Origin of the sequence: Streptococcus catagoni (genome assembly GCF_011421425.1) — a bacterium.
Taxonomy (GTDB): domain Bacteria; phylum Bacillota; class Bacilli; order Lactobacillales; family Streptococcaceae; genus Streptococcus; species Streptococcus catagoni.
The window spans coordinates 167,771-188,303 of the sequence record NZ_WPCW01000003.1 but is presented as its reverse complement, the minus strand read 5'-3'; the positions used below and the strand labels follow the sequence as shown (position 1 = coordinate 188,303).

The window sequence follows — 20,533 nt, the reverse complement described above, 5'->3', positions numbered from 1 at the left end:
GATGCAAGTTCAAAAAAGCTTTAAAGATCCAAAAGATAGCGGAATCCTCTACTTGGTTCCAACACCCATTGGCAATTTACAGGATATGACCTATCGAGCAGTCATCCTGCTAGCAGAAGTTGATCTCATCTGTGCTGAAGACACCAGAAATACTGGTCTACTTTTAAAACATTTTGATATTAAGACCAAGCAGATCTCCTTTCATGAGCATAATGCCTTTGAGAAGATACCCCAATTAATTGAAAAACTCCTCTCAGGTCAGTCAATTGCCCAGGTTTCAGATGCTGGCATGCCCTCTATTTCTGATCCTGGTCATGACTTGGTCAAGGAGGCTATTGCTCAAGGCATCAAGGTGGTTTCCCTTCCAGGGGCTTCTGCAGGGATCACAGCGCTGATTGCCAGTGGACTAGCTCCGCAGCCCCATCTTTTCTTTGGTTTTTTACCCAGAAAATCAGGCCAACAAAAAGCCTTTTTTGAAAGTAAAAAAGCCTATCCTGAAACACAAATTTTTTATGAATCTCCCTATAGGGTTTCTGATACCTTGAAAAATATGCATGAGGTTTATGGAGAACGTTCCCTTGTTTTGGTGAGGGAATTAACTAAGGTCTATGAAGAGTACCAAAGAGGCTCGATCAGTGAGATCATGGCCTATATCAATGAAAATCCACTCAAGGGCGAATGCCTGATTATTGTCGAAGGAGCCGGAGAAGAAGACCAAGTAAAAGCTGAATTAGAAGTTAGGGATCCCCTAGAAATGGTTACAGCTGAAATTGAAGCGGGTCTAAAACCAAATCATGCCATCAAAAAAGTAGCAAAGTCTCTACAAATCAATAGACAAGACCTCTACAATAGCTATCATGACCTCTAGTCATTTCTTAAAAATAAAAAGCCAGGATATGATCCTAGCAACAGAATGGAAGAAAAAACTTTTTTCTTCTCTTTTTTTGTTATTAGAGGAAGAAGTCAGGTAAAGATCATATCTTTGGCCTATCATTTCCTCACTTTGCGAGAAGAAGTTCCCAGTAAAAACATAAATAAGAATTTGTAACTGTATTAATGACTTGTTTTCATCTTTTCAAGATAATAGGTTATCAGAGAGACACAGGGTCCTGTAAGTAAGGTAGCCAGTAAAGTTCCTTCACGTATGCCTAAAAATGGTTGGGACAATAAAAAAGATATCACTAGTGCTACAAAGACCATTGTAAAATCAGACCAAAGTTTGACTTTGGGAAAGGACAGGTTAAAATGCTTGGCTATGGATTGAGGTAAGCCCTCACCCGGCATTAAAATAAAGTCTGCTCTCACTTCAATGACAACGCCAATGGCAAGAATAATGATGCTAATTAGTAATATTGTTAATTGGAAAATATAACTATTAAAATGAGTTAATACTTCTAGGAGATTGACATAAAAGTTGATGAAAAAGCCAAATAAAGCTCCAGGTATGATTTGAATAAGCAGTTTAAATAAATCCGACCAATGGAGATGAATTCCTAGGATTATTATTTGTATAATAACCAAAAGTACCATAAATAATATGGTGTATAAGCCAATTGATTGCTTTAAAATTTCAGATAAAACATTTGGAATTGCTGCAATAGGTGAGGTTCCTAATTGTGATAATTTAGACAGGGCAACTCCAATTGCCATAATATTGATACCAATAAAAAAACGTAATATCTTCATCTTTAAGTTCCTTTCTATCATCATCATTTTTTAACAGTGACAGATCTGAATACCCAGTAGCTAGGAATGAGTATCACCAATAAAATGACTACAATAAAAAAGAATAAGCTCTCTTTAGTAGAATTGTGAAATATTACTAGTGAGACTTATTCCTTTTTGTCATTATTCTACTGTTTCTGTTAAAATGAAATTCTGTTATCCTTTGGATTTCTGATATCGTTATATTTATTATATCAAATTACTGTAAAAAAGATTAGAATTGACACTTAGTAAGCTGTAAGACTGTTTTTTCCTATGTAAAAAGTAAAAGGCCAGGATATGATTCTAGCACTTTTTAGATTATCTTTGTACCGTGAACAATCTTGATACCAGTTAGTTGGCTTAGTTCTTCAGCATTTTCGGCAGTAACTCCCCCGCCAATCATAATTTCAATCCGATTCTTTGAAGCTTCAATCAATTTCTTGATATGGTTGATATTATTATAGATAGACTGATTATCCTTAGAACCATGGATCAGTATCCTCTCAAAGCCATAGGAAATCAATTGTTCCATAGCTTCGATCTGTTTATCTTTATCAATCTGGTCAAAGGCCATATGGAAAACAAGTGGCAAGCCTTGACTTGCTGGTAGTAGCTGCTCTATAGCCTCAGTATCAAGCAGAGCATCCTTAGTCAAGATCCCAAGAACCAGTGCGTCAGAACCAGCTTCGATGGCTTTGAGCATATCTTCTTCCATGGCCCTTAATTCCAAATCATTATAGGTGAAATCCCCACCTCTTGGCCTAATCATGGTAGCAACAGAAATGGACTTTTCATGAAGCAGGGTGCAGGCTTCTTTAATGACACCGTAGGAAGGTGTTGTGCCTCCGACAGCAAGGTTGTCACACAGCTCCACACGATGAACTTCTTTAGCTTTTAACTGCCCCAGATGGGTTAAATTCTCAGCACAGAATTCTTTTATTAACATGTCATATCTCCTTTTTTATTCTTTATTATAACATGTTTTTGGGAATCAGCAGAGCCTAAAATATTTTTAAAATTTTTGAAACTTATGCTATAATTTGGATTATTATACGAAAAAAAGCTGAAGTGAAAAATAAGAATTAAGAATGTGAGGAACGATCAGTCATGAAAATAAGACTAGCCTTTCCCAATGAAGTGTCACAAATCATGACCATCATAGAGGATGCCAAGAAAATCATTGCAAGCTATGGCAGTGACCAGTGGCAGGATGCCTACCCTGATCAAGCCCTTATTACTGATGATATTATGAATGGTCATGGCTATGTGGCCCTCATAGAGAAGGAGAGGTGGTTGCCTATGCGGCTGCTATCTATGGCAATGAAAGTGCCTATAATCAGATTTATGAAGGCAAATGGTTAAATGACCAGAAGGACTACCTGACCTTTCATCGGGTAGCTGTTTCAAAAGATAGACAAGGTCAAGCCATAGCTCAGACCTTCTTACAAGGCTTGATTGAAGGCTTTGATCAGAAAGATTTTCGCTCTGATACCCATGAAAAAAATCTGGCCATGCAACACCTACTGGACAAATTAGGCTTTAGCTACTGTGGGAAAGTTCCCCTAACAGGAGTGAGACTAGCCTATCAGAAGATAAAGTCAGAAGCAGAACAAGCTACTTACCAAGAAATAGATGAAGACAGCCGCTATGGACTTTAGGACAGAGATGATTCTGAACTACAGGCTAGATCCCTTCTGATTTGCTTTCAAGCTGACTTTACTTTATACTGATTTTACTGAGTGCAAGGAGGAAAACCATGCCCCTCTACAAAACCATCTACAAGTCGCCTATTGGTGACCTATCCTTAGTAGCTAATCAAGATGCACTGATTGGCTCTTGGTTTGTCAATCAAAAATTTTTTGAAGCTTCCTTAGCTTGTCTAGAAGAAGAACTCCTCTTGCAAGGGCACCCCATCTTAGACCTAGCTATAGAGTGGCTAGATGCTTATTTTGCCGGAGAACATCCAGAACAGGCCACTTTTTTACAAAGTAGTGGCAGCCCTTTTCAAGAAAAGGTCTGGTCACACTTGCAACTTATCCCTGAAGGCGGTACCCAGACCTATGGCCGTATTGCCCGTGACATCAATTGTAAATCCGCTCAGGCAGTGGGTGGAGCAGTGGGTAAAAATCCCCTCAGCATCTTTATCCCCTGCCACCGCGTCCTTGCCAGCAATGGTGCCTTGACCGGCTACGCCGCAGGGATTGATCGGAAAATCTGGTTATTAAATCATGAAAGTAAGAGAGGAAAAAAGGAGAAGAAATGATTATTTTTTACGAATATCCTAAATGCTCAACCTGTCAAAGAGCTAAAGCAGAACTAAAAACTTTGGTAGATGACTTTAAGTCCATAGATATTAAAGAAAATCCTCCTCAAGCAGAGCTTTTCAAAAAGTGGATGACAGAATCCTCATTTAGCATGAAGAATTTTTTCAACACTAGTGGCAACAGCTACCGCCAACTAGGCCTCAAAAATAAAATTGATGACCTAAGCATCGATCAGGCCGCTTCACTCTTATCAGAAGATGGCATGCTGGCCAAAAGACCAATCCTTGTAAAAGACGGACAGGTCTTACAGATTGGAGCGAGAAAGCCCTACAAGGATCTCTTTAAAGACTAAATAAATATGAATAATAAGAAAATAAAACAAACATTTTTAATAGTATGTTGTATTATTATATTGTTATTTGCTATAAATAATTTTTTTAAGGGACAATTTATTATTGGCTCGATAAAAGCATTTTTTGCAGTCTTTCTGCTTATTATCTGTAGTGATAAAAAACTGATTCCGTAACTCCATACTTTATTATTAAGAGATGACCAATCAAAGACAAACCGTCTTAAAATACGGTTTGTCTTTTCTTTTACTTTCAATTTCTAGCTTAGGGAGGTGTTTTTTAAATTAAGCAAGCTAAAGTAAGCCCATTATCAGGACAATAACTATCTTTCATCAAGTCATAAATAAAAGAGAAGTCTATGACTTGACTTCCAGTCATTATTGAACACTTTCATTATACCTCTAGAGAACTAAAGAAGCCCTTAGAAAATCTATTTCTAAGGACTTTGTTTATCAGTTGAGAACCTACTGTCGCTTTCTCAAAAAAAGCACTGCCGAGATAAAAATAATGGCTCCTAAAAGCAGAGTTCCCCATATATCATAGTAAAACTGTGCATATCTCAATTGAAACCAAATGAAACGAGACAAAACTAACACAAGAGCAATTAGAGAACTATAGCCTATCCTTTTCATAAGCCCCCCTGTAAGGAAATTTCACAGCTATTGTAACAAATTCTGTATCCTAAGATCAAGAGCCTAGGCTCTAAAAAGTAAATTCCAAGCTAATTTGTTCAAAGCTTTTACGAAGCTGGTTGAGCAGGTTAGCCTTTTCTTTTGCCAGCTCTTCAATAGTCTCAATATCTTCAATGTTGATGATGAAGACCCTAACATTAATATGCATTCCTTGTTTATGAATATTAATATCAAGATCATCCTTATAGTCATGGAGATTTTCCCGAAAGACCTCCATGACTTTTTCACTAATGGCCTGGTTTTGCACTGTCGAATTGGCAAATTCTTTGAAGGAATGGATGAGAATATCAACAGGCTCCTTAATAGAAAGTAAAACCAGAATGACAGTGATAAAGAAGTCGGCGGTATAGTGTAAAAATCCTAACTGTCCATTGATATTGATAAAGCTTAGGATTAAGACGGTTATCCCAATTCCTATGGAAATAATCCCATCAATGAGATTGGCCTTGCTTTCTGCCTTTAGCATGGTACTCATATTATGGATGCTTTTATTCTTATAGCGATTGTAAAATGCCAAAGCAAAGCATAGAAAACCTGTAATCAAGGTATAAGGAAGGACGGGACCTGTGATGAGGGGATCACCTTCTCCATAAACAAAGTAGGCATAGGCTACAGCACTACTTTCTAGTAGGGCGATAACTAGGAGCATGATGGTAGCGATTGATTTTAAAACACCAAACAAAGGCTCTAGGAAATACATACCATTGGGATAAGTCTCTGTTTTCTTGTGACTATTCTTAGCAATATACACGGCGGCAATTGAGGAGATAAAACCAATGACTGAGAAAACACTATCTAGTAGGAGTGCATTAAGTCCAGTAATAATATAAACAAAGATCCCTGCGCTGGCATTGACAAAATTCACCCCGGTCGAGACCCCTAAGGCTTGTTTCTCGATTTTTTTATAATTTATTTTTTTATACTTCATTTTCTTCCTCCCTGTCCATAATTGCTTACATTAATTGTAACATTTATGACCATAAAATTCAAAAGTGACCCTCTTTCGAGATAAAATCATGGTCACTTGTCACTTTGTTAAAGGAAGATTTTCTCAAGGAGTTTCTTAAGTTTTCTGATAATCATATTTTGAAAAAATGAAAATCTATAAAAGCTTGTTTTCATTTAACCTCAATTCTGAAGATTTTTTTGCCAATCATATTTGTTAATCATATTAAAGAAAAAGGTTAATTATATGAGAAAAAAGCATTGACTATATATAGTGATTCTTGGCAATTTAACCAGTTAGGGTTAAATCGATCAAGAATGGAGGAAAGTTTAAAAATGAAAGTTAGTAAAGGACGATTTAGAACATGGAAATCAGGTAAGCAATGGCTCTATATGGGAGTCACAGCTCTTGGACTGTTAGCAGGAGGCACTTCTGTTTCAGCAAACACAGCAACACAGAGCGGGGGTGCTTCTTATCCAGAGAATGCTCGCCAATATCCACCAGGGGCAGACCACTATGCACCAGGGGAAAACTTTCCAAGTGAAAAGGAAGATCACAATAAGGGGCATTTAGATGAAGAACTTCCAGATATTCATCCTGACCCTGATGTCCCTCAAAATGATGATCCAAATAGTGAGGATCTTCTTTAAGGTGAACGGCTAGACATTGATGGCCTTCAAGGTGATCAAGCAGGGGGAGAGTCAACAGAAGAGGAACAAGAAAGAAAAGAACAAGAGGAAAAAGTAGAAGAAAGCAGAAAAGAAGAGGCAGCTCAAAATGAAAGACTGCAAGCTTTATTTAATCAAGGGCAAAAAGATGGAAGAGCAGATGGAATTTTTCGTAGAGAATTCCATTATGGTCAAGGTGAAGACGCTGAAGAACCAGGAAGTAATTATGGCAGTGACCGTTTAGATGAAGAGAGTGAAGAAAAAAATGCCTATGATTATGGCTACGCAACTAGTTTTTATAATAATTGTGAATGCAGTTTGGCAGGTTTTGAACACTACTATAGCTAATTCTAACTCCTTTCTCACTATTTATACCTAATAGAGATATTCTCTTATCAGGAGTTCCTTCTATTCTCCAAAGTTTATATCCTATTTGAAAAGGACTTTAGTCCATTATTAATTATTTTATTGTCAATGATAAAGAGTAAAAGTAAAGGCTTGTCTCACCTTATTGTTTTCTCTTTAACTTAAAAAGCACTCTCCTTTGTTGAGGGCGCTTTTGCTTGTTTGAAATATCTGTCTTGTTTTTATTGGGCTAGTTCGGTATTAATTTGCCACATAACACCGTATTTGTCGATAAGATTGGCATAGGCTGGGCTCCAAAAGGTTTGGTCTAATTCCATAAGGATTTTTTGGGCGTCAACTTTTAGTTTCCCATAGAGTTCTTTGGCTGCTTCGACACTATCTACAATGATAGCGGCAGACATATTACCACCGGCCCTATAGTTAAAGTCTGGGTTTTCATCTGATAGCTGCAGGCGAATGCCATTGATGTCGAACTGTGCGTTCATCACCAGATCTTCACGTTCCTTAGGACAGTCTGGCACACCATCTTTCCAGTAGGTTAGACTAGTGACTTCAGCATTGAAAACATCCTTGTAAAATTCTATAGCTTCTTTGCCATTTCCATTAGTGATTAAATAGACATTAATTGCAGTGATCATCATTTTCTCCTTGATTCTTTAGCTCTTGACTTCTTTGATGGCCATGTAGTTACCTTCCATATCTGAAAAGGTAAAATGGGTCATCCCTTGGAAGTCCACGATAGGGTTAGTAGAGACACCTGCTGCACTGAGTTTCTCATACTCGGCTTTTAGATCTTCTGTTTCAAAAAGAAGTGAGGGAAATCCAGTATTCATCCCTGGATTATGCTTAGCCACCCAGTTTTTGTCATGGATGCAAAACTTACTGTTTGAAGCTCTTGAAGGAGCAATTTCATAAGAAGTGGCATCTGAGTGTTCTTGTGTTTCAATTAGGATAAAGCCCATTTTTTCTGTCCAAAAGGCCATGGCAGCCTTGGGATCTGAAACATAGAGCATGGTTGTTGTTTTAGAAATCATAGTCTCTCTCCATTTATGATAGTTTCTTGTTAAGTTATTATAGCTCTACTTTATTAAATGGACAAAAGATATGTCTCAATTAGCTTGATTTTTTTCTTTGCTACATTTCTCAGCCTGTCAGGTCCAAGGACCATTTGTCTTTTATAAGATTTCTGAGCACTTAGCTAACTAGAAATTGTTAGAAAAAGCATCAAAAAAGACTGAAGAAAAAGCCTTTCTTCAATCTCAGAGGAATGTCTTACAAATCAATTTCTAAAAGGATAGGGGTGTGATCCTGACGTTCACCGGAATTGATCATCTCAGACTTTTTAACCTTATCAGCAATGCGATTTGAGGTTAGCCAATAATCAATTCTCCAACCACTGTTATTGATCTTACTTGTTTTGCTTCTTTGTGCCCACCAGGAATAGACATTAGGAATATCTCCGTGAATGTAACGGAAGGTGTCGGTGAAGCCTCTTTCTAAGAGATTAGTAAAGCCGGCACGTTCTTCGTCGGTGAAGCCAGCTGAATGACGGTTGCTGGAAGGGTGTGCCAGGTCAATTTCTTTATGGGCAACATTATAGTCCCCAGTAGCAATAACAGGCTTTTGAGCATCCAGTTGACTTAAGTAATCAGCGTATTTGATATCCCAACTTTGGCGGTCTTCCAGGCGTTTGAGGCCATCACCTGCATTAGGCGTGTAGACCTGAGTAACAAAGAAATCATCAAATTCTAGGGTAATGATGCGACCTTCTGCATCCATGGTCGTAGGAGCTCCAATTTCAGGGAAGCTCACAAGGGGATTTAAGCTCTTTTTATAGAGAAATAGGGTACCTGCATAACTTTTGCGAGCTGGCTCAACAGAAGAACGCCAGACATGATGATAGTCTGGGAAATAGCTCATAATCAATTCCAGGTGTTTTTTTGTGGGACCATTGGCTGATAATTTTGTCTCTTGTATGGCGATAATGTCGGGATCATGGCTTACAAGGGTATCCAGTACAGCACGTGAAAGCAGTGCACGGGGTGATTCTCCAGTTAAGGCGGCATTAAGGGAGTCGATATTCCATGAGATTAATTTCATAAGTTGGTCTCTTTCTAATCATAAGTTGTCTTCATTTTACCAAAAATTAAGCAAGTAAGCGAGTTTAAGATTTTCTCTTCAAGGATAGGAGAATTTTTCTGTATTTTAATTTTATTAATTTAAACTTAATTTTATATTAATATAATTGCGTTCTTTTAAATACGGTTTAAAAAGATGAAGGCCTGGTATCCTCTAGGCTATTGTCTCTTTGATACTTATGTGATTAAATAACAATTAAAGATAAATGAGGTGACATAGAAGGGAAGTTATGGAAAAGAAAGAACGTTTTTCTTTACGAAAATATAAAGTTGGAACCTTGTCTGTTTTAGTCGGGTGTGCATTTTTGACTGGAGCAGCAGGAGTGGTTCAAGCTGATCAAGTCGCTGAAACTCAGCAGGTCTCACAAGCAGGAGAAGCTGCAGAGAAAACTATGGATAATCAAGCAGCAGGCGGATCTCTTGCAGAGCCAGAAAAGGCAGTTATAGAGGCAAGTCCTATCACTCAAGAGCCAGTCAAGGCTGAAGCTAAAGAGGAAGTGGATGAAAATTTGGCCCAACTGCTAGCTTTACTAGAGAAAGATACAGAAGCGGCACCAAAACAAACTGAAAAAGATCCAAAAGAAACAGAGCTAGCCCCTGAAAACACTGATAGTCATGACATGATGAAGGTCAGAGAGGTCTGGAAAAAAGGCTATAAGGGTCAAGGTAAGGTTATTGCCATCATTGATACTGGTATCGACGCCAAGCACGAAGCTATGCGTATCAGTGATATCACTAAAGCAAAATTCAAAGACGAAAACACTTTTAATAGTCAAAAAGACAAAGCTAAGATCCCTTATGGTAAATGGCTGAGCGACAAGGTTATCTTCGCACATAACTATGTTGCCAATGATGATCATGTTAAAGAAGGCTCTATGGCTCTTAGTTTAGAAGAAGAGTTGGAAATGCTAAGCCAATCTGGCGCAGCGCCGCAAAGTCTAAAACGGAAAAAGAGTGTAGGTAGGAAAAATGAAGAATTAGGAGATGAAGCTCCGACTAAAAAAGTCATTACCTTTGATACCGATTTTGATAGTGAAGACTGGGGAGATATCATTGACTTTACTTGGGGCAGTGATGATAAACATGAATCTCATGGGATGCACGTAACTGGGATTGCGACAGCAAATCCTCTTAAAGCATCTCCTACTGGAGAACGTTTTTTAGGGGTCGCACCTGAAGCGCAGGTTTTATTCATGCGCATCTTTACCAGTGATATTGGCGAAACAAATGAAGCCCTCTATGTTAAGGCTATCGAAGATGCTGTAGCACTAGGTGCTGATGCTATTAATATCAGTATTGGTTCTTCAAATGGTTCTCTTAACTATCTCAATAAGGGCCTTAAAGATGCCATAGAAAAAGCACGTCAAGAAGGGGTCGCCGTGGCTATTGCGGCAGGAAATGAAAGTGTCTATGGAGCTAGTCATGAACGTCCTTTAGCAAGTAATCCTGATTATGGTATGGTAGGAGACCCTTCAACAGCTAGATCTGCTATCTCAGTGGCTGCTGTTAATAACCCTACAGTAATTGACCGTCTCCTCTTTGTTGAGGGCTTAGCTGGACGGGCAGATTTAAATCATGGCAGAGGCATTTATACACAGGCTAATGGTAATGATACCATTAAGGAAGTATTATCTTATGATAAAGAATTAGAGTTTACTTATGTTGAAAGTCTTAAGCCTGATTACTTAGAAACAATAGATATAAGTGGCAAGGTTGCTCTCTTAAGAAGAGATAGTGGTGTAGTCTATAGTGATATGATTATTGCCCTTAAGAATAAGGGGGCCAGCGCAGTCTTGATTTTCAATCATATTGCTGGCCAAGCTAACAAGTTAATGGATATTAATTTCGAAGCTAAGAAAATTCCATCAGCCTTTATTTCTTATGAGCTTGGTAAGGCCATGTCTGAACTCAATGGAAATGGCAGTGGACGTCTTGTTTTTGAATCACAATTGAAAAAAGCTCCAAGCCAACTAGCAAAACTGATGAATCAATATTCAAGTTGGGGCTTGACTTCTGATGGTTATTTGAAGCCAGATATCACAGCACCAGGGGGAGATATTTATTCTACCTATAATGATGATCACTATGGTAGTCAGACGGGAACAAGTATGGCTTCACCACAGATTGCTGGTGCCTCTTTACTGATTAAACAATATATAGAAGAAAATCATAAGGATATTTCTAAGGATCGTATTCAAGATCTCGTTAAGAGCTTGATGATGAGCAATGCTTCCATCCAAGTACATCCTGAAACCAAGGCTATGATTTCACCAAGGCAACAAGGAGCAGGTCTTCTAAATCTAGAAAAAGCTATGAGCAGCGGTCTTTATATCACTGGTAAAGATGGTTATAGCAGTTTATCAGTTGGAAATGTCAAAGACAAGTTAACACTTACTATGACGATCCACAACATCTCAGATCAGGATAAGACCCTTAAGTATCATACAGATTTGATCACAGATTTAGTGGAAAAAGGACGCTTTAGTCTCAAACCTAAAGCCTTGAAGACCTATGAAGGTAAAGAAGTTCACATTAAGGCTAAGAGTGAAGCGACCATCACCATCACCTTAGATGTTTCTAGCTTTGATCAGTTGCTTTCAAAAGAAATGCCAAATGGTTATTTCTTAGAAGGTTTTGTTTCATTTGTCAATGCTTCAGATGGCACTAAGGATCAGATTAATATTCCTTTTGTTTCTTATAAAGGAGAGTTTGAGAACTTAGCAGTTGTGGAAGAATCCATCTATGGCCTTCTAGCTAAAGGGAAAAAAGGTTTCTACACCCTCGATACTGGTGTGAAAGATGAAATACCTGTCGGAAAAGGCTATACTGGCTTAGTAACTATTGGCTCAGAAATCAATGTTGCTAGTCCTAACCCTGCAACGGAAATCCTGCAAACACTGGGTACCTTTAAAAATAAAGATGGCAAATTCATCCTAGGTAAAAATGAAAAAGGTTTACCAGTTCTTGCTATCTCACCTAATGGAGACCAGAACCAAGACTTTGCAGCCTTTACAGGAGTCTTTCTACGTAAGTATCGCGACCTAAGAGGGTCTGTCTATTCAGCAGATGATCACAAACATTCTAAGCTTCTATGGCAGAGCCAACCTCACAAGGGTGATAAAAACTACTATTCTGATGTTCGTTTCCCTAAATCAACAACCTTGTTGACCACTGGCTGGAACGGGGAAAATCAAGTAGGAGAGCCTTTACCAGATGGCAAATACCAATATGTGGTTTCCTATTATTCTGATGTAGCTGGAGGCAAAAAACAAGAGATGGTCTTTGAGGTCATCCTTGATAGAGAAAAACCTCTGATGACTGAAGCGACCTATGATCCATCAAGCAAGGTCTTCAAACCACTAATTCTGAAAGATAAAGGTTTATCTGGAATCTTAAGAGATAGAGTATTTTATCTGACAGCTAATAAGAATCAGAAGTTATTTAATATAATCTCTAACGATACTTATAAATTTGTCTCTATAACAGATAATAAAGTCTTTGTTGAACGCACTGAAAATGGTAGCTTCATCCTACCAACAGATAAGGCTGACTTAAAACACTTCTATTATATGGTTGAGGACTTTGCCGGAAATATTGCTCTTGCCAATATTGGTGCAGAGCTTGAAAATGCTCATGGTGGTCTGATCAAGTTTACCTTAAAAGATGGTAACTATCAGAAGAAATCAACCATCCATGATAAGCTAGATATGCTTGAATCTGACTCAGGCTTAGTAACCAGCCAGATAGATCCATCTGTAGCCTTCAAGAGTCAACCAAGAACAAAGCTCATTAAGGTTAATGAAAAACAAATCGTCATTTCTCCAAATGGCGACTGGAATAGAGATTTCATTGCCTTCAAGGGCATTGCAGGTAAAACCTATAAAGACTTAAAAGTAGTAGTTTATAAAAAAGGTTCTGGCCAAGCAGAAGAAGTCATCTGGAAACTGGTTGAAAAAGCTGATGCTGGATCATTTGAAAGTACAGCTTGGCGTGGAAAAGACATGACTGGAAAGGCGGTCAAAGACGGTATCTACATCTATCAAATTAGTTATCAGGATGAGCAGGGCAGGCTCCAAGATAAACAATTTGAAGTTAGACTGGCTAGCCAAAAACCAGTTATCAGTCCAGGACTTTTTTTCAAAAATGAAGAAGATAGCACAGAACGCTTTAGACCAAGACCAGCTATTGATAAGAGCCAAACAGGCATCCTTCGTGAAGAAGTCTTCTATCTGAAAAAAGATGAAAACGGTAGGAAATATTCAATAGATAGTGATCAAAATAACTTTGTCTTCTTAAGAGATAATAAGGTTTCTATAATGCGTGAAGCAGATGGAAGCTACATTATTCCAAAAGTTGCTAATGTCTATGATATTGATTACTACTACATGGTTGAAGATAAGGCTGGAAATGTTGCCTACCACAGCTTATTAAACATGAAAACTGTCAAAGAAGGCCATGGTATTACTCAGCTGAAATTCCTCGAAGAAGACCAAAGTGAAGTAGCAGATGTTCATGCGACCTACCTCATTTACAACCAATCAGATGAGTTGGTTGAGGTTAGAAACTATGAAGAGTTAGAGAATAGTTTCTCACTTCCTTTTGGTAGCTACAACTTAGTTCTAGTCTCAATAGATCCTAATAAAGCTGAGCTAGTGGGACCAAACAAGTACCAGTTCACTATTAGTGAGGAAGAAAGCTTCCAAGAAGTGGCGGTTACAGTCAAAAAAGTTAGAAAAGCTCTGGTAACAGTTATCTTAGATCAGCTCTTACCAGAGGGTGGACAGCTCATGCTAGAAGCTGAAAACGGTGAAAAACTTATTTTAAGTCCATCTGTTTACCGTCCAAATGCTTATAGCAGACAAGTTCCTGCAGGAAAATATGTGGTGAGAGCGCTCTTACCAGATACTTATCAGTTAGAAGGTACCTTTGAGTTTAAGGCCGATGAAGATACCGTAAGCCAATTGCATTTCAAACTGATAAAAGAAGACAAAGACAGCAATTCTCAAGAGCCGCAGAAAAATGATGCTAGCGGCCAGGGAACTGACTTAGTCTCAATTACTGAAGGTAAAAAAGAAGGTCAGACAATGGCGTCTGACAAACTTCCAATGACGGGAGAAAAGAATTTACCATTTGTTTTAGCTTTTGTTCTACTAGCCTGTGCCCGTATCCTAGGTTTGGTCCGCAAAAAAAGGAACTAAGGCAGATTAATAGCGTCAGTCTCACTTTTTAAAATCATCTTGTTCATTCAATGGCGAATGGACAAGGTGATTTTTTCTTTTCCTAAAAAGCCACTATTTGCCATGGAATCAGGCTAAGAGGTACTTCTAAAGGCTAGCACAGCTGCAATAATATGCTATAATGATAAGAAAGGAACTTAATATAGTAAGGAAAAAGAGAGGGAAAAATGAAAAAAACATTGTCACTTGCACTTAGTACTCTATCGTTTATCGTTGTCTTCGTATATTATTGGATAAATCTACCGCCATTAAATATCTTTGGTGGGGACTTCTGGATCTTTTTCATCTTTTTACTGGTTATTTTAGCAATCAACATTTCCCTAAATAGTATATCAGATGGCTTTTTAAGTCTTTTTTCAGGAAAAGCCCAGCTAAAAACAAGGCATAATGCCAAAGATGTGACAGCTTTCTTTAAGCCCTTTGTAAGAAGTCTTAAATGGATTCTCATGACCATACTGACCATTGCCATGGTTCTTGCTCTATTATCTCTTGTAAATAGTAAAATCTTTAGGGCAAAAAGCTATGCTAATGTTATTCAGGTCAAAGATAAGGATTTCAAAGAGGACTTCCCTGAAACCAACATTTCGACCTTGGCCCTCTTAGATAGGGAATCAGCTGAAAAGATTGGTGATACTTATCTAGGAACTATTGACAAGGTTTCCCAATTTGGCATATCAAATGACTACAGACAGATCACCATTGGTAAACAGCCCTATCGTGTTTCACCTCTGGAATATAAAAATTTCTGGAAGTGGTTGACCAATCGTCAAGAAGGGATCAATTACTATGTCAAAGTCAATCAGACAACAGGTAAGGCAGAATTAGTAAAATTAAAAAAGGCCATGAAATATTCTGATTCAGAATATATGTTTAGAGATACCATGAGGCATCTACGTTTCTCACATCCTTTCACGATTTTCTCAGATCCTTCCTTTGAGGTTGATGATCAAGGCAATCCTTACTATGTAGCAACGATCTATAAACCAAAGTTTGGCCTATCTTCTCCGGATCCCACAGGAGCTATCTTATTAGATGCTGTGACAGGTGAGTCTAAGTATTATGCCTTGAAGGATATTCCTAAGTGGGTTGATCGCGTCTATTCTGCGGAAAATGTATTAGACAGAGTCAATGACCACTATACCTATCAAAAAGGCTACTGGAATACTGTCTTTAGTCAAAGTGGTGTCAAAAAGACTACCAAGAGTTATAACTATATTGCTATTGGTTCAGATATTTACCTCTATACAGGGATTACCTCTGCGACGGCTGATTCCTCAAACCTTGGTTTTATCCTGGTTAATATGAGAACCAGAGAAATTACCAATTACAAATTGGCTTCTGCCACAGAAACCTCTGCAATGAAGTCGGCAGAAGGAGAGGTTCAAGAGAAGGGCTACTCAGCCACTGCTCCGACCCTAGTTAAGCTCAATGAGAAAGCCTTCTATTTGATTTCTTTAAAAGATGGAGCTAGTTTGATCAAGTCCTACGCCCTAGTGGATGCAGAGGATTACCAACAGGTTACTGTCAATAATGATATCGGTGCCCTCATTTCACAGTTTACAGATCGTGATACCAGTGGTTTGTCGTCCTTAAGTCCCTCGCCTAAAAAGGTGAAAAAAATTACTGGTCAGGTGGATCAAGTAGCTAGTCAGATCATTTCTGGTACCACTGTTTACTACATCTCTTCAGAGGATAAGATATACAAGATTAAAGCAAGTAAGGATAGTAGTGACCTCTTGCCATTCCTTAAGATTGGTGATCACTTCACAGCCAACCTGGGAGATAGCAACTATCTCTTAAATGTGGAAATAAAAAACTCTACTAAGACTTCACCGGCAACCCCTTAGGACTCTATTTGTCAGAGAGAACTTATGAGAACAAATTTTAGGCATGGAATTCTTTGGTTTTCTTAAACAGTCACTTCTCTGACTGTTTAACCTACCGTCCGACAGCATCTAAGGAAGGTATCAAAAAATGACTTTGTCTTCAACTTAAGTGAAAATCATTTTGATTTTCACTTTTTTAGGCTCTGCTCTTAAGTTAGACCGGTTTCTTTGAAAAGCCTAATATGCTATAATAAAGTATTATAGAGATAATAGAAAATGCAATAAGGTTTCATTAGCCTTGAAAGGAATTAAAATGACTGAGAAAAAACCATTTTACATTACAACGCCCATTTATTACCCATCTGGCAAGCTTCATATTGGTTCAGCTTACACCACCATTGCCTGTGATGTTTTAGCCCGCTATAAACGCATGATGAACCATGAGGTCTTCTACTTAACTGGCTTAGATGAACATGGCCAAAAAATTCAGACTAAGGCAGAAGAAGCAGGTGTTTCACCACAAGCTTATGTTGATGGTATGGCTAGAGATGTGAAAGAATTATGGTCTTTACTTGATATTTCTTATGATAAATTCATTCGTACCACAGATGCCTACCATGAAAAAGTGGTTGCTGATATTTTTGAAAGATTGCTTGCCCAAGATGACATTTATCTTGGTGAATATTCTGGCTGGTATTCCTTGTCTGATGAAGAATTTTTCACAGAAAGCCAATTAGAAGAGGTTTTCCGAGATGAAGCAGGCAATGTTACAGGTGGTATTGCACCATCAGGGCATGAGGTAGAATGGGTTTCAGAAGAGTCATATTTCCTTCGCCTCAGTAAATATGCTGACAAGCTTGTTGCCTTCTTTAATGAACACCCAGAATTCATTCAACCAGATGGTCGTATGAACGAAATGCTTAAAAACTTCATTGAACCAGGCTTGGAAGATTTAGCAGTTTCTCGGACAACCTTTACCTGGGGAGTACCAGTCCCTTCAAATCCTAAACACGTTGTTTATGTTTGGATTGATGCTCTTCTTAACTATGCGACAGCACTTGGCTATGGTCAAGAAGACCATGCTAATTTTGATAAATTCTGGAATGGCACGGTCTTTCACATGGTTGGTAAAGACATCCTTCGTTTCCACTCCATCTACTGGCCAATTCTCTTGATGATGTTAGACATGAAAATGCCAGAACGTCTAATTGCCCATGGTTGGTTTGTCATGAAAGATGGCAAGATGTCCAAATCAAAAGGTAATGTGGTTTATCCTGAGATGTTAGTAGAACGCTACGGACTAGATCCTTTACGTTACTATTTGATGAGAAGTCTGCCAGTGGGTTCAGATGGTACCTTTACACCAGAAGATTATGTCGGTCGCATCAATTATGAACTTGCCAACGACCTAGGAAATCTCCTTAACCGTACCATTGCTATGATTAACAAGTACTTTGCTGGTCAGATCCCAACTTATGTTGAAAATGTCACTGAATATGATGCTGATTTAGCCAACTTGGTTGATGAAAAAATCGCTGACTACCACAAACAAATGGAAGCTGTTGATTACCCACGCGCTCTTGATGCAGTCTGGTCAATCATTTCACGCGCCAACAAATACATCGATGAAACAGCTCCATGGATGCTTGCAAAAGAAGACGGTGATAAGGAGCAATTAGCTTCTGTCATGGCGCATTTGGCAGCTAGCTTGCGCGTGGTGGCTCATCTCATTCAACCATTCATGATGGAAACGTCAAATGCTATTATGACGCAGCTTGGTTTATCGACAGATTTTGATTTAGAAAATCTAAGACTTGCTACTCTACCTGAAAAGAGCCAAGTCATTGCTAAAGGGCAACCGATCTTCCCACGCTTAGATATGGAAGAAGAAATTGTCTTTATCAAGCAAGAAATGGAAGCTGGCTCTGCTAATTCTCCAAAAGAAAAAGAGTGGATACCAGAAGAAGTGGAACTAAAATCTGAAAAAGAAGAGATTAAGTTTGAGACCTTTGATGCCGTGGAAATCCGTGTAGCCGAAGTTAAGGAAGTTTCTAGAGTCGAAGGTTCTGATAAATTGCTGCGCTTCAGACTAGATGCTGGTGACGGAGAAGATCGTCAAATCTTATCAGGCATTGCTAAGTTCTATCCTAAGGAACAAGAATTAGTCGGTAAGAAATTACAGATCGTCGCTAATCTCAAGCCACGTAAGATGATGAAAAAATATGTCAGCCAAGGCATGATTTTATCAGCAGAGTTTGATGGCAAGCTATCTGTATTAACGGTTGATCCGTCTGTACCAAATGGTTCTATCATTGGTTAGGAAAGGAGAGAGTAAAAGTTAGATGCTTTTACTCTTTTTACTGGTTTTTAAGGTTTCTTTAATGATTTTTATGTTAACTAGAAAAGTCAATGATCATTAGAAAAGAGGGGATTGCTTGAAAGTACTCACATTTTTTAAGGAAAAACAGAATCAATTGTTAAAGGATATCATAGTTAATGGTTTCTTCTATTTGATGATTTTTTTGTTTTATTTGTCTGGAATAACCCTGGTTTTGATGGTGACCAGTCATGACAGTATTATTAATCTGCCAATCATTAGGGATAAGCTTTATGGTTTTACTGGAGTGGTTCTGATTAGACAGGTGCCAAGTCTAATGCTGGGCTTTTCCTTGTTAATATGTGGCAGGGCAATTGGTAACCGTTATCAGAAGGCATTTTTCCCAACCCTGATTTTTCTGTTACTGTCCTTTATTTATACCCTCTTTTTTTACAGCAGTGTCTTTCCCTCCCTCTTATTAAGCTTGTTAATCGCCTTTCTTTGCTTTAGTCGGTCTCTTTTGTATCGTCAGCAATTGATTATCACTGCTGAAGATGGTTTATTGGATGGCTTGATCTGGCTTTTCCTGATTATTTCTTATTTTCTTTTGGGCTACAGGAATTTAGTTGGTAGGAATCATCCGGTGCGGGTGCCCGTGGCAGAGCATTTTTCTGTGCCTTCTCTGCATTGGTGGTTTATGGGCTTGTTAGGCCTCTTAGTCATGATCCTCTCCCTTCTTATTTTTATGATTTCCCTAAAGAAAAGGCGTCACTATATCGGTCAAGTCTTTGATCAACAACGCTATCTGGCTGTTCTTGAAAAAGGGGATCATCATTACAGTAATCTTGCCTTTTTAGGAGATAAACGGATTTGGTATTTCCAAAAGGATGGACAAGATATGATGGCTCTGCAATTTAAGCCAATTGGAGATAAGCTCTTGGTCATGGGAGATTTTATTGGGGATCAAACTTACTTTGATCAGGCCCTATCTGCCTTTATGACAGAAGCTGACACTTATAACTTTCATCCAGTTTTTTATGAAATCTCAGAGTCCCAGGTTTTATCCATTCATGATTATGGCTTTGACTTTATCAAACTAGGAGAAGAAGGAATGGTCAGCCCTGAGAATTTTACTCTATCAGGGAAGAAAAGGCAGAATTTAAGGTCTGTCACTAATCAGGTCACAAAAGCTGGTTTCCAATTTCAAGTAGTCTCACCTCCTTATAACCAGGCCTTCCTAGAGGAATTGTCAAAAGTCTCAAAGGATTGGTTAAATGGCCGGCAGGAAATGAGCTTTTCTCTGGGTAATTTTGATCCAGCCTACCTGTCACATGCTGATATGGCCACCTTATCAAACGTAGACGGAGAGGTAGTGGCCTTTGCCAGCTTGGAATACTCCAAGTCTGAGGATTCCTTGTCTGTTGACTTAATGCGCTACTCTAAGGAAGCTCCCAAGGGTGTTATGGATGTTCTTTTTATTCAGATCATTACCTATGCCAAAGAAAGAGGTATCTCTAGCTTTAATATAGGAATGAGTCCCCTATCCAAAGTTGGTCAATACCGTTTCAGTTTTTTCACTGAAAAGTTGGGACATTTACTCTACCGCTATGGCTCTCAGATTTATTCCTTTAATGGCCTAAGAAAATACAAGGAGAAATTTGCGCACTACTGGGTTCCTTACTACATTGCCTATCCCAAGCAGACTCTTTTTCCCCTGGTTATTTTAGCCCTCTTGAAGGCTTCCTATCAGAGTGACAAGAAGAACTAGGCTACTTTTTCACTTCCTTTGTTCTTGTCTCTGTAGGTAGCTGAGAAAATTTGCTGAGAAGTAGTAATCTAAAAATTAAACCAAGCTTAGATAGGCTTGGTTCTTATTATGGGTGGTTAATTGTTAGAAAATTCCGAAAAAATATAGATTATTCTTCAATTTTTGATATAATAGAAAACAATTCCTTGAAAACTTGAGTTTTAGTATTAGAAAGTTCAGATTGTAGAGGATAAATTTCAATAGAAAGGTGTAAG

Annotated in this window: 15 protein-coding genes and 1 pseudogene; 10 read left to right on the top strand and 6 right to left on the bottom strand. The window is 38.4% G+C overall.

Annotated features, from left to right (window positions below; all coding sequences use genetic code 11):
* Position 1: 1 nt before the first annotated feature.
* Positions 2–868, top strand: a complete 867-nt coding sequence (rsmI, locus tag HBN42_RS07020) for a 16S rRNA (cytidine(1402)-2'-O)-methyltransferase (RefSeq protein ID WP_165994354.1) — start codon at positions 2–4, stop codon at positions 866–868.
* Between the two features lie 185 nt (positions 869–1,053).
* Here the strand turns inward: rsmI and HBN42_RS07015 are convergent, their stop codons facing one another.
* Both HBN42_RS07015 and HBN42_RS07010 read right to left on the bottom strand, forming a co-directional pair.
* The gene (locus HBN42_RS07015; RefSeq protein WP_165994353.1) at positions 1,054–1,686 is read right to left on the bottom strand and encodes a YczE/YyaS/YitT family protein; all 633 of its coding nucleotides are present in this window, start codon (positions 1,684–1,686) and stop codon (positions 1,054–1,056) included.
* A gap of 334 nt (positions 1,687–2,020) precedes the next feature.
* Positions 2,021–2,653, bottom strand: coding sequence for a copper homeostasis protein CutC (locus HBN42_RS07010; protein WP_165994352.1), 633 nt, complete (start codon positions 2,651–2,653; stop codon positions 2,021–2,023).
* A gap of 161 nt (positions 2,654–2,814) precedes the next feature.
* Here HBN42_RS07010 and HBN42_RS07005 point away from each other — a divergent pair.
* The 3 genes and pseudogenes from HBN42_RS07005 to HBN42_RS06995 all read left to right on the top strand — a co-directional run bounded on the left by HBN42_RS07005 (position 2,815) and on the right by HBN42_RS06995 (position 4,323).
* Positions 2,815–3,365, top strand: a pseudogene (locus tag HBN42_RS07005) (N-acetyltransferase family protein).
* 98 nt (positions 3,366–3,463) lie between these two features.
* Complete coding sequence (locus HBN42_RS07000; protein ID WP_165994351.1) at positions 3,464–3,970, top strand: methylated-DNA--[protein]-cysteine S-methyltransferase; 507 nt, start codon at positions 3,464–3,466, stop codon at positions 3,968–3,970.
* Complete coding sequence (locus tag HBN42_RS06995; protein ID WP_165994350.1) at positions 3,967–4,323, top strand: Spx/MgsR family RNA polymerase-binding regulatory protein; 357 nt, start codon at positions 3,967–3,969, stop codon at positions 4,321–4,323. Before HBN42_RS07000 ends, HBN42_RS06995 begins: the two co-directional genes overlap by 4 nt.
* 700 nt (positions 4,324–5,023) lie before the next feature.
* On the opposite strand, the gene HBN42_RS06990 is transcribed toward HBN42_RS06995, so the two are convergent.
* Positions 5,024–5,926, bottom strand: coding sequence for a cation transporter (locus HBN42_RS06990; protein ID WP_165994439.1), 903 nt, complete (start codon positions 5,924–5,926; stop codon positions 5,024–5,026).
* Positions 5,927–6,294: 368 nt separating this feature from the next.
* On the opposite strand from HBN42_RS06990, the gene HBN42_RS06985 reads away from it, so the two are divergent.
* Together HBN42_RS06985 and HBN42_RS10220 are read left to right on the top strand one after the other, a co-directional pair.
* Positions 6,295–6,609, top strand: coding sequence for a KxYKxGKxW signal peptide domain-containing protein (locus HBN42_RS06985; RefSeq protein WP_165994349.1), 315 nt, complete (start codon positions 6,295–6,297; stop codon positions 6,607–6,609).
* Between the two features lie 127 nt (positions 6,610–6,736).
* A complete protein-coding gene (locus HBN42_RS10220; protein ID WP_268895595.1) occupies positions 6,737–6,871 on the top strand; it encodes a hypothetical protein in 135 nt (44 codons plus the stop codon).
* 343 nt (positions 6,872–7,214) lie between these two features.
* Here HBN42_RS10220 and HBN42_RS06980 read toward each other — a convergent pair whose 3' ends face one another.
* The 3 genes from HBN42_RS06980 to HBN42_RS06970 form a co-directional block, all read right to left on the bottom strand.
* On the bottom strand, positions 7,215–7,631 hold the full coding sequence (locus HBN42_RS06980) for a VOC family protein (protein WP_165994348.1): 417 nt from the start codon (positions 7,629–7,631) through the stop codon (positions 7,215–7,217).
* Between the two features lie 18 nt (positions 7,632–7,649).
* Positions 7,650–8,027 carry a VOC family protein gene (locus tag HBN42_RS06975; protein ID WP_165994347.1) on the bottom strand — a complete coding sequence of 126 codons (378 nt, stop codon included), beginning with the start codon at positions 8,025–8,027 and terminating at the stop codon, positions 7,650–7,652.
* 238 nt (positions 8,028–8,265) lie between these two features.
* Positions 8,266–9,093 (bottom strand): exodeoxyribonuclease III, encoded by an 828-nt coding sequence (locus tag HBN42_RS06970; RefSeq protein WP_165994346.1) that lies wholly within the window; start codon positions 9,091–9,093, stop codon positions 8,266–8,268.
* A 268-nt stretch (positions 9,094–9,361) separates the two neighbouring features.
* Between HBN42_RS06970 and HBN42_RS06965 the strand changes: the two genes are divergently transcribed.
* From HBN42_RS06965 to HBN42_RS06950, 4 genes are all read left to right on the top strand, one after another.
* Positions 9,362–14,329 (top strand): S8 family serine peptidase, encoded by a 4,968-nt coding sequence (locus HBN42_RS06965; protein WP_165994345.1) that lies wholly within the window; start codon positions 9,362–9,364, stop codon positions 14,327–14,329.
* A 206-nt stretch (positions 14,330–14,535) separates the two neighbouring features.
* A complete protein-coding gene (locus HBN42_RS06960; protein ID WP_165994344.1) occupies positions 14,536–16,215 on the top strand; it encodes a hypothetical protein in 1,680 nt (559 codons plus the stop codon).
* A 292-nt stretch (positions 16,216–16,507) separates the two neighbouring features.
* Complete coding sequence (metG, locus tag HBN42_RS06955; protein ID WP_165994343.1) at positions 16,508–18,514, top strand: methionine--tRNA ligase; 2,007 nt, start codon at positions 16,508–16,510, stop codon at positions 18,512–18,514.
* Positions 18,515–18,629: 115 nt separating this feature from the next.
* Positions 18,630–20,279: a phosphatidylglycerol lysyltransferase domain-containing protein gene (locus HBN42_RS06950; RefSeq protein ID WP_235925339.1), complete on the top strand. Its 1,650-nt coding sequence runs from the start codon at positions 18,630–18,632 to the stop codon at positions 20,277–20,279.
* Positions 20,280–20,533: the final 254 nt, after the last annotated feature.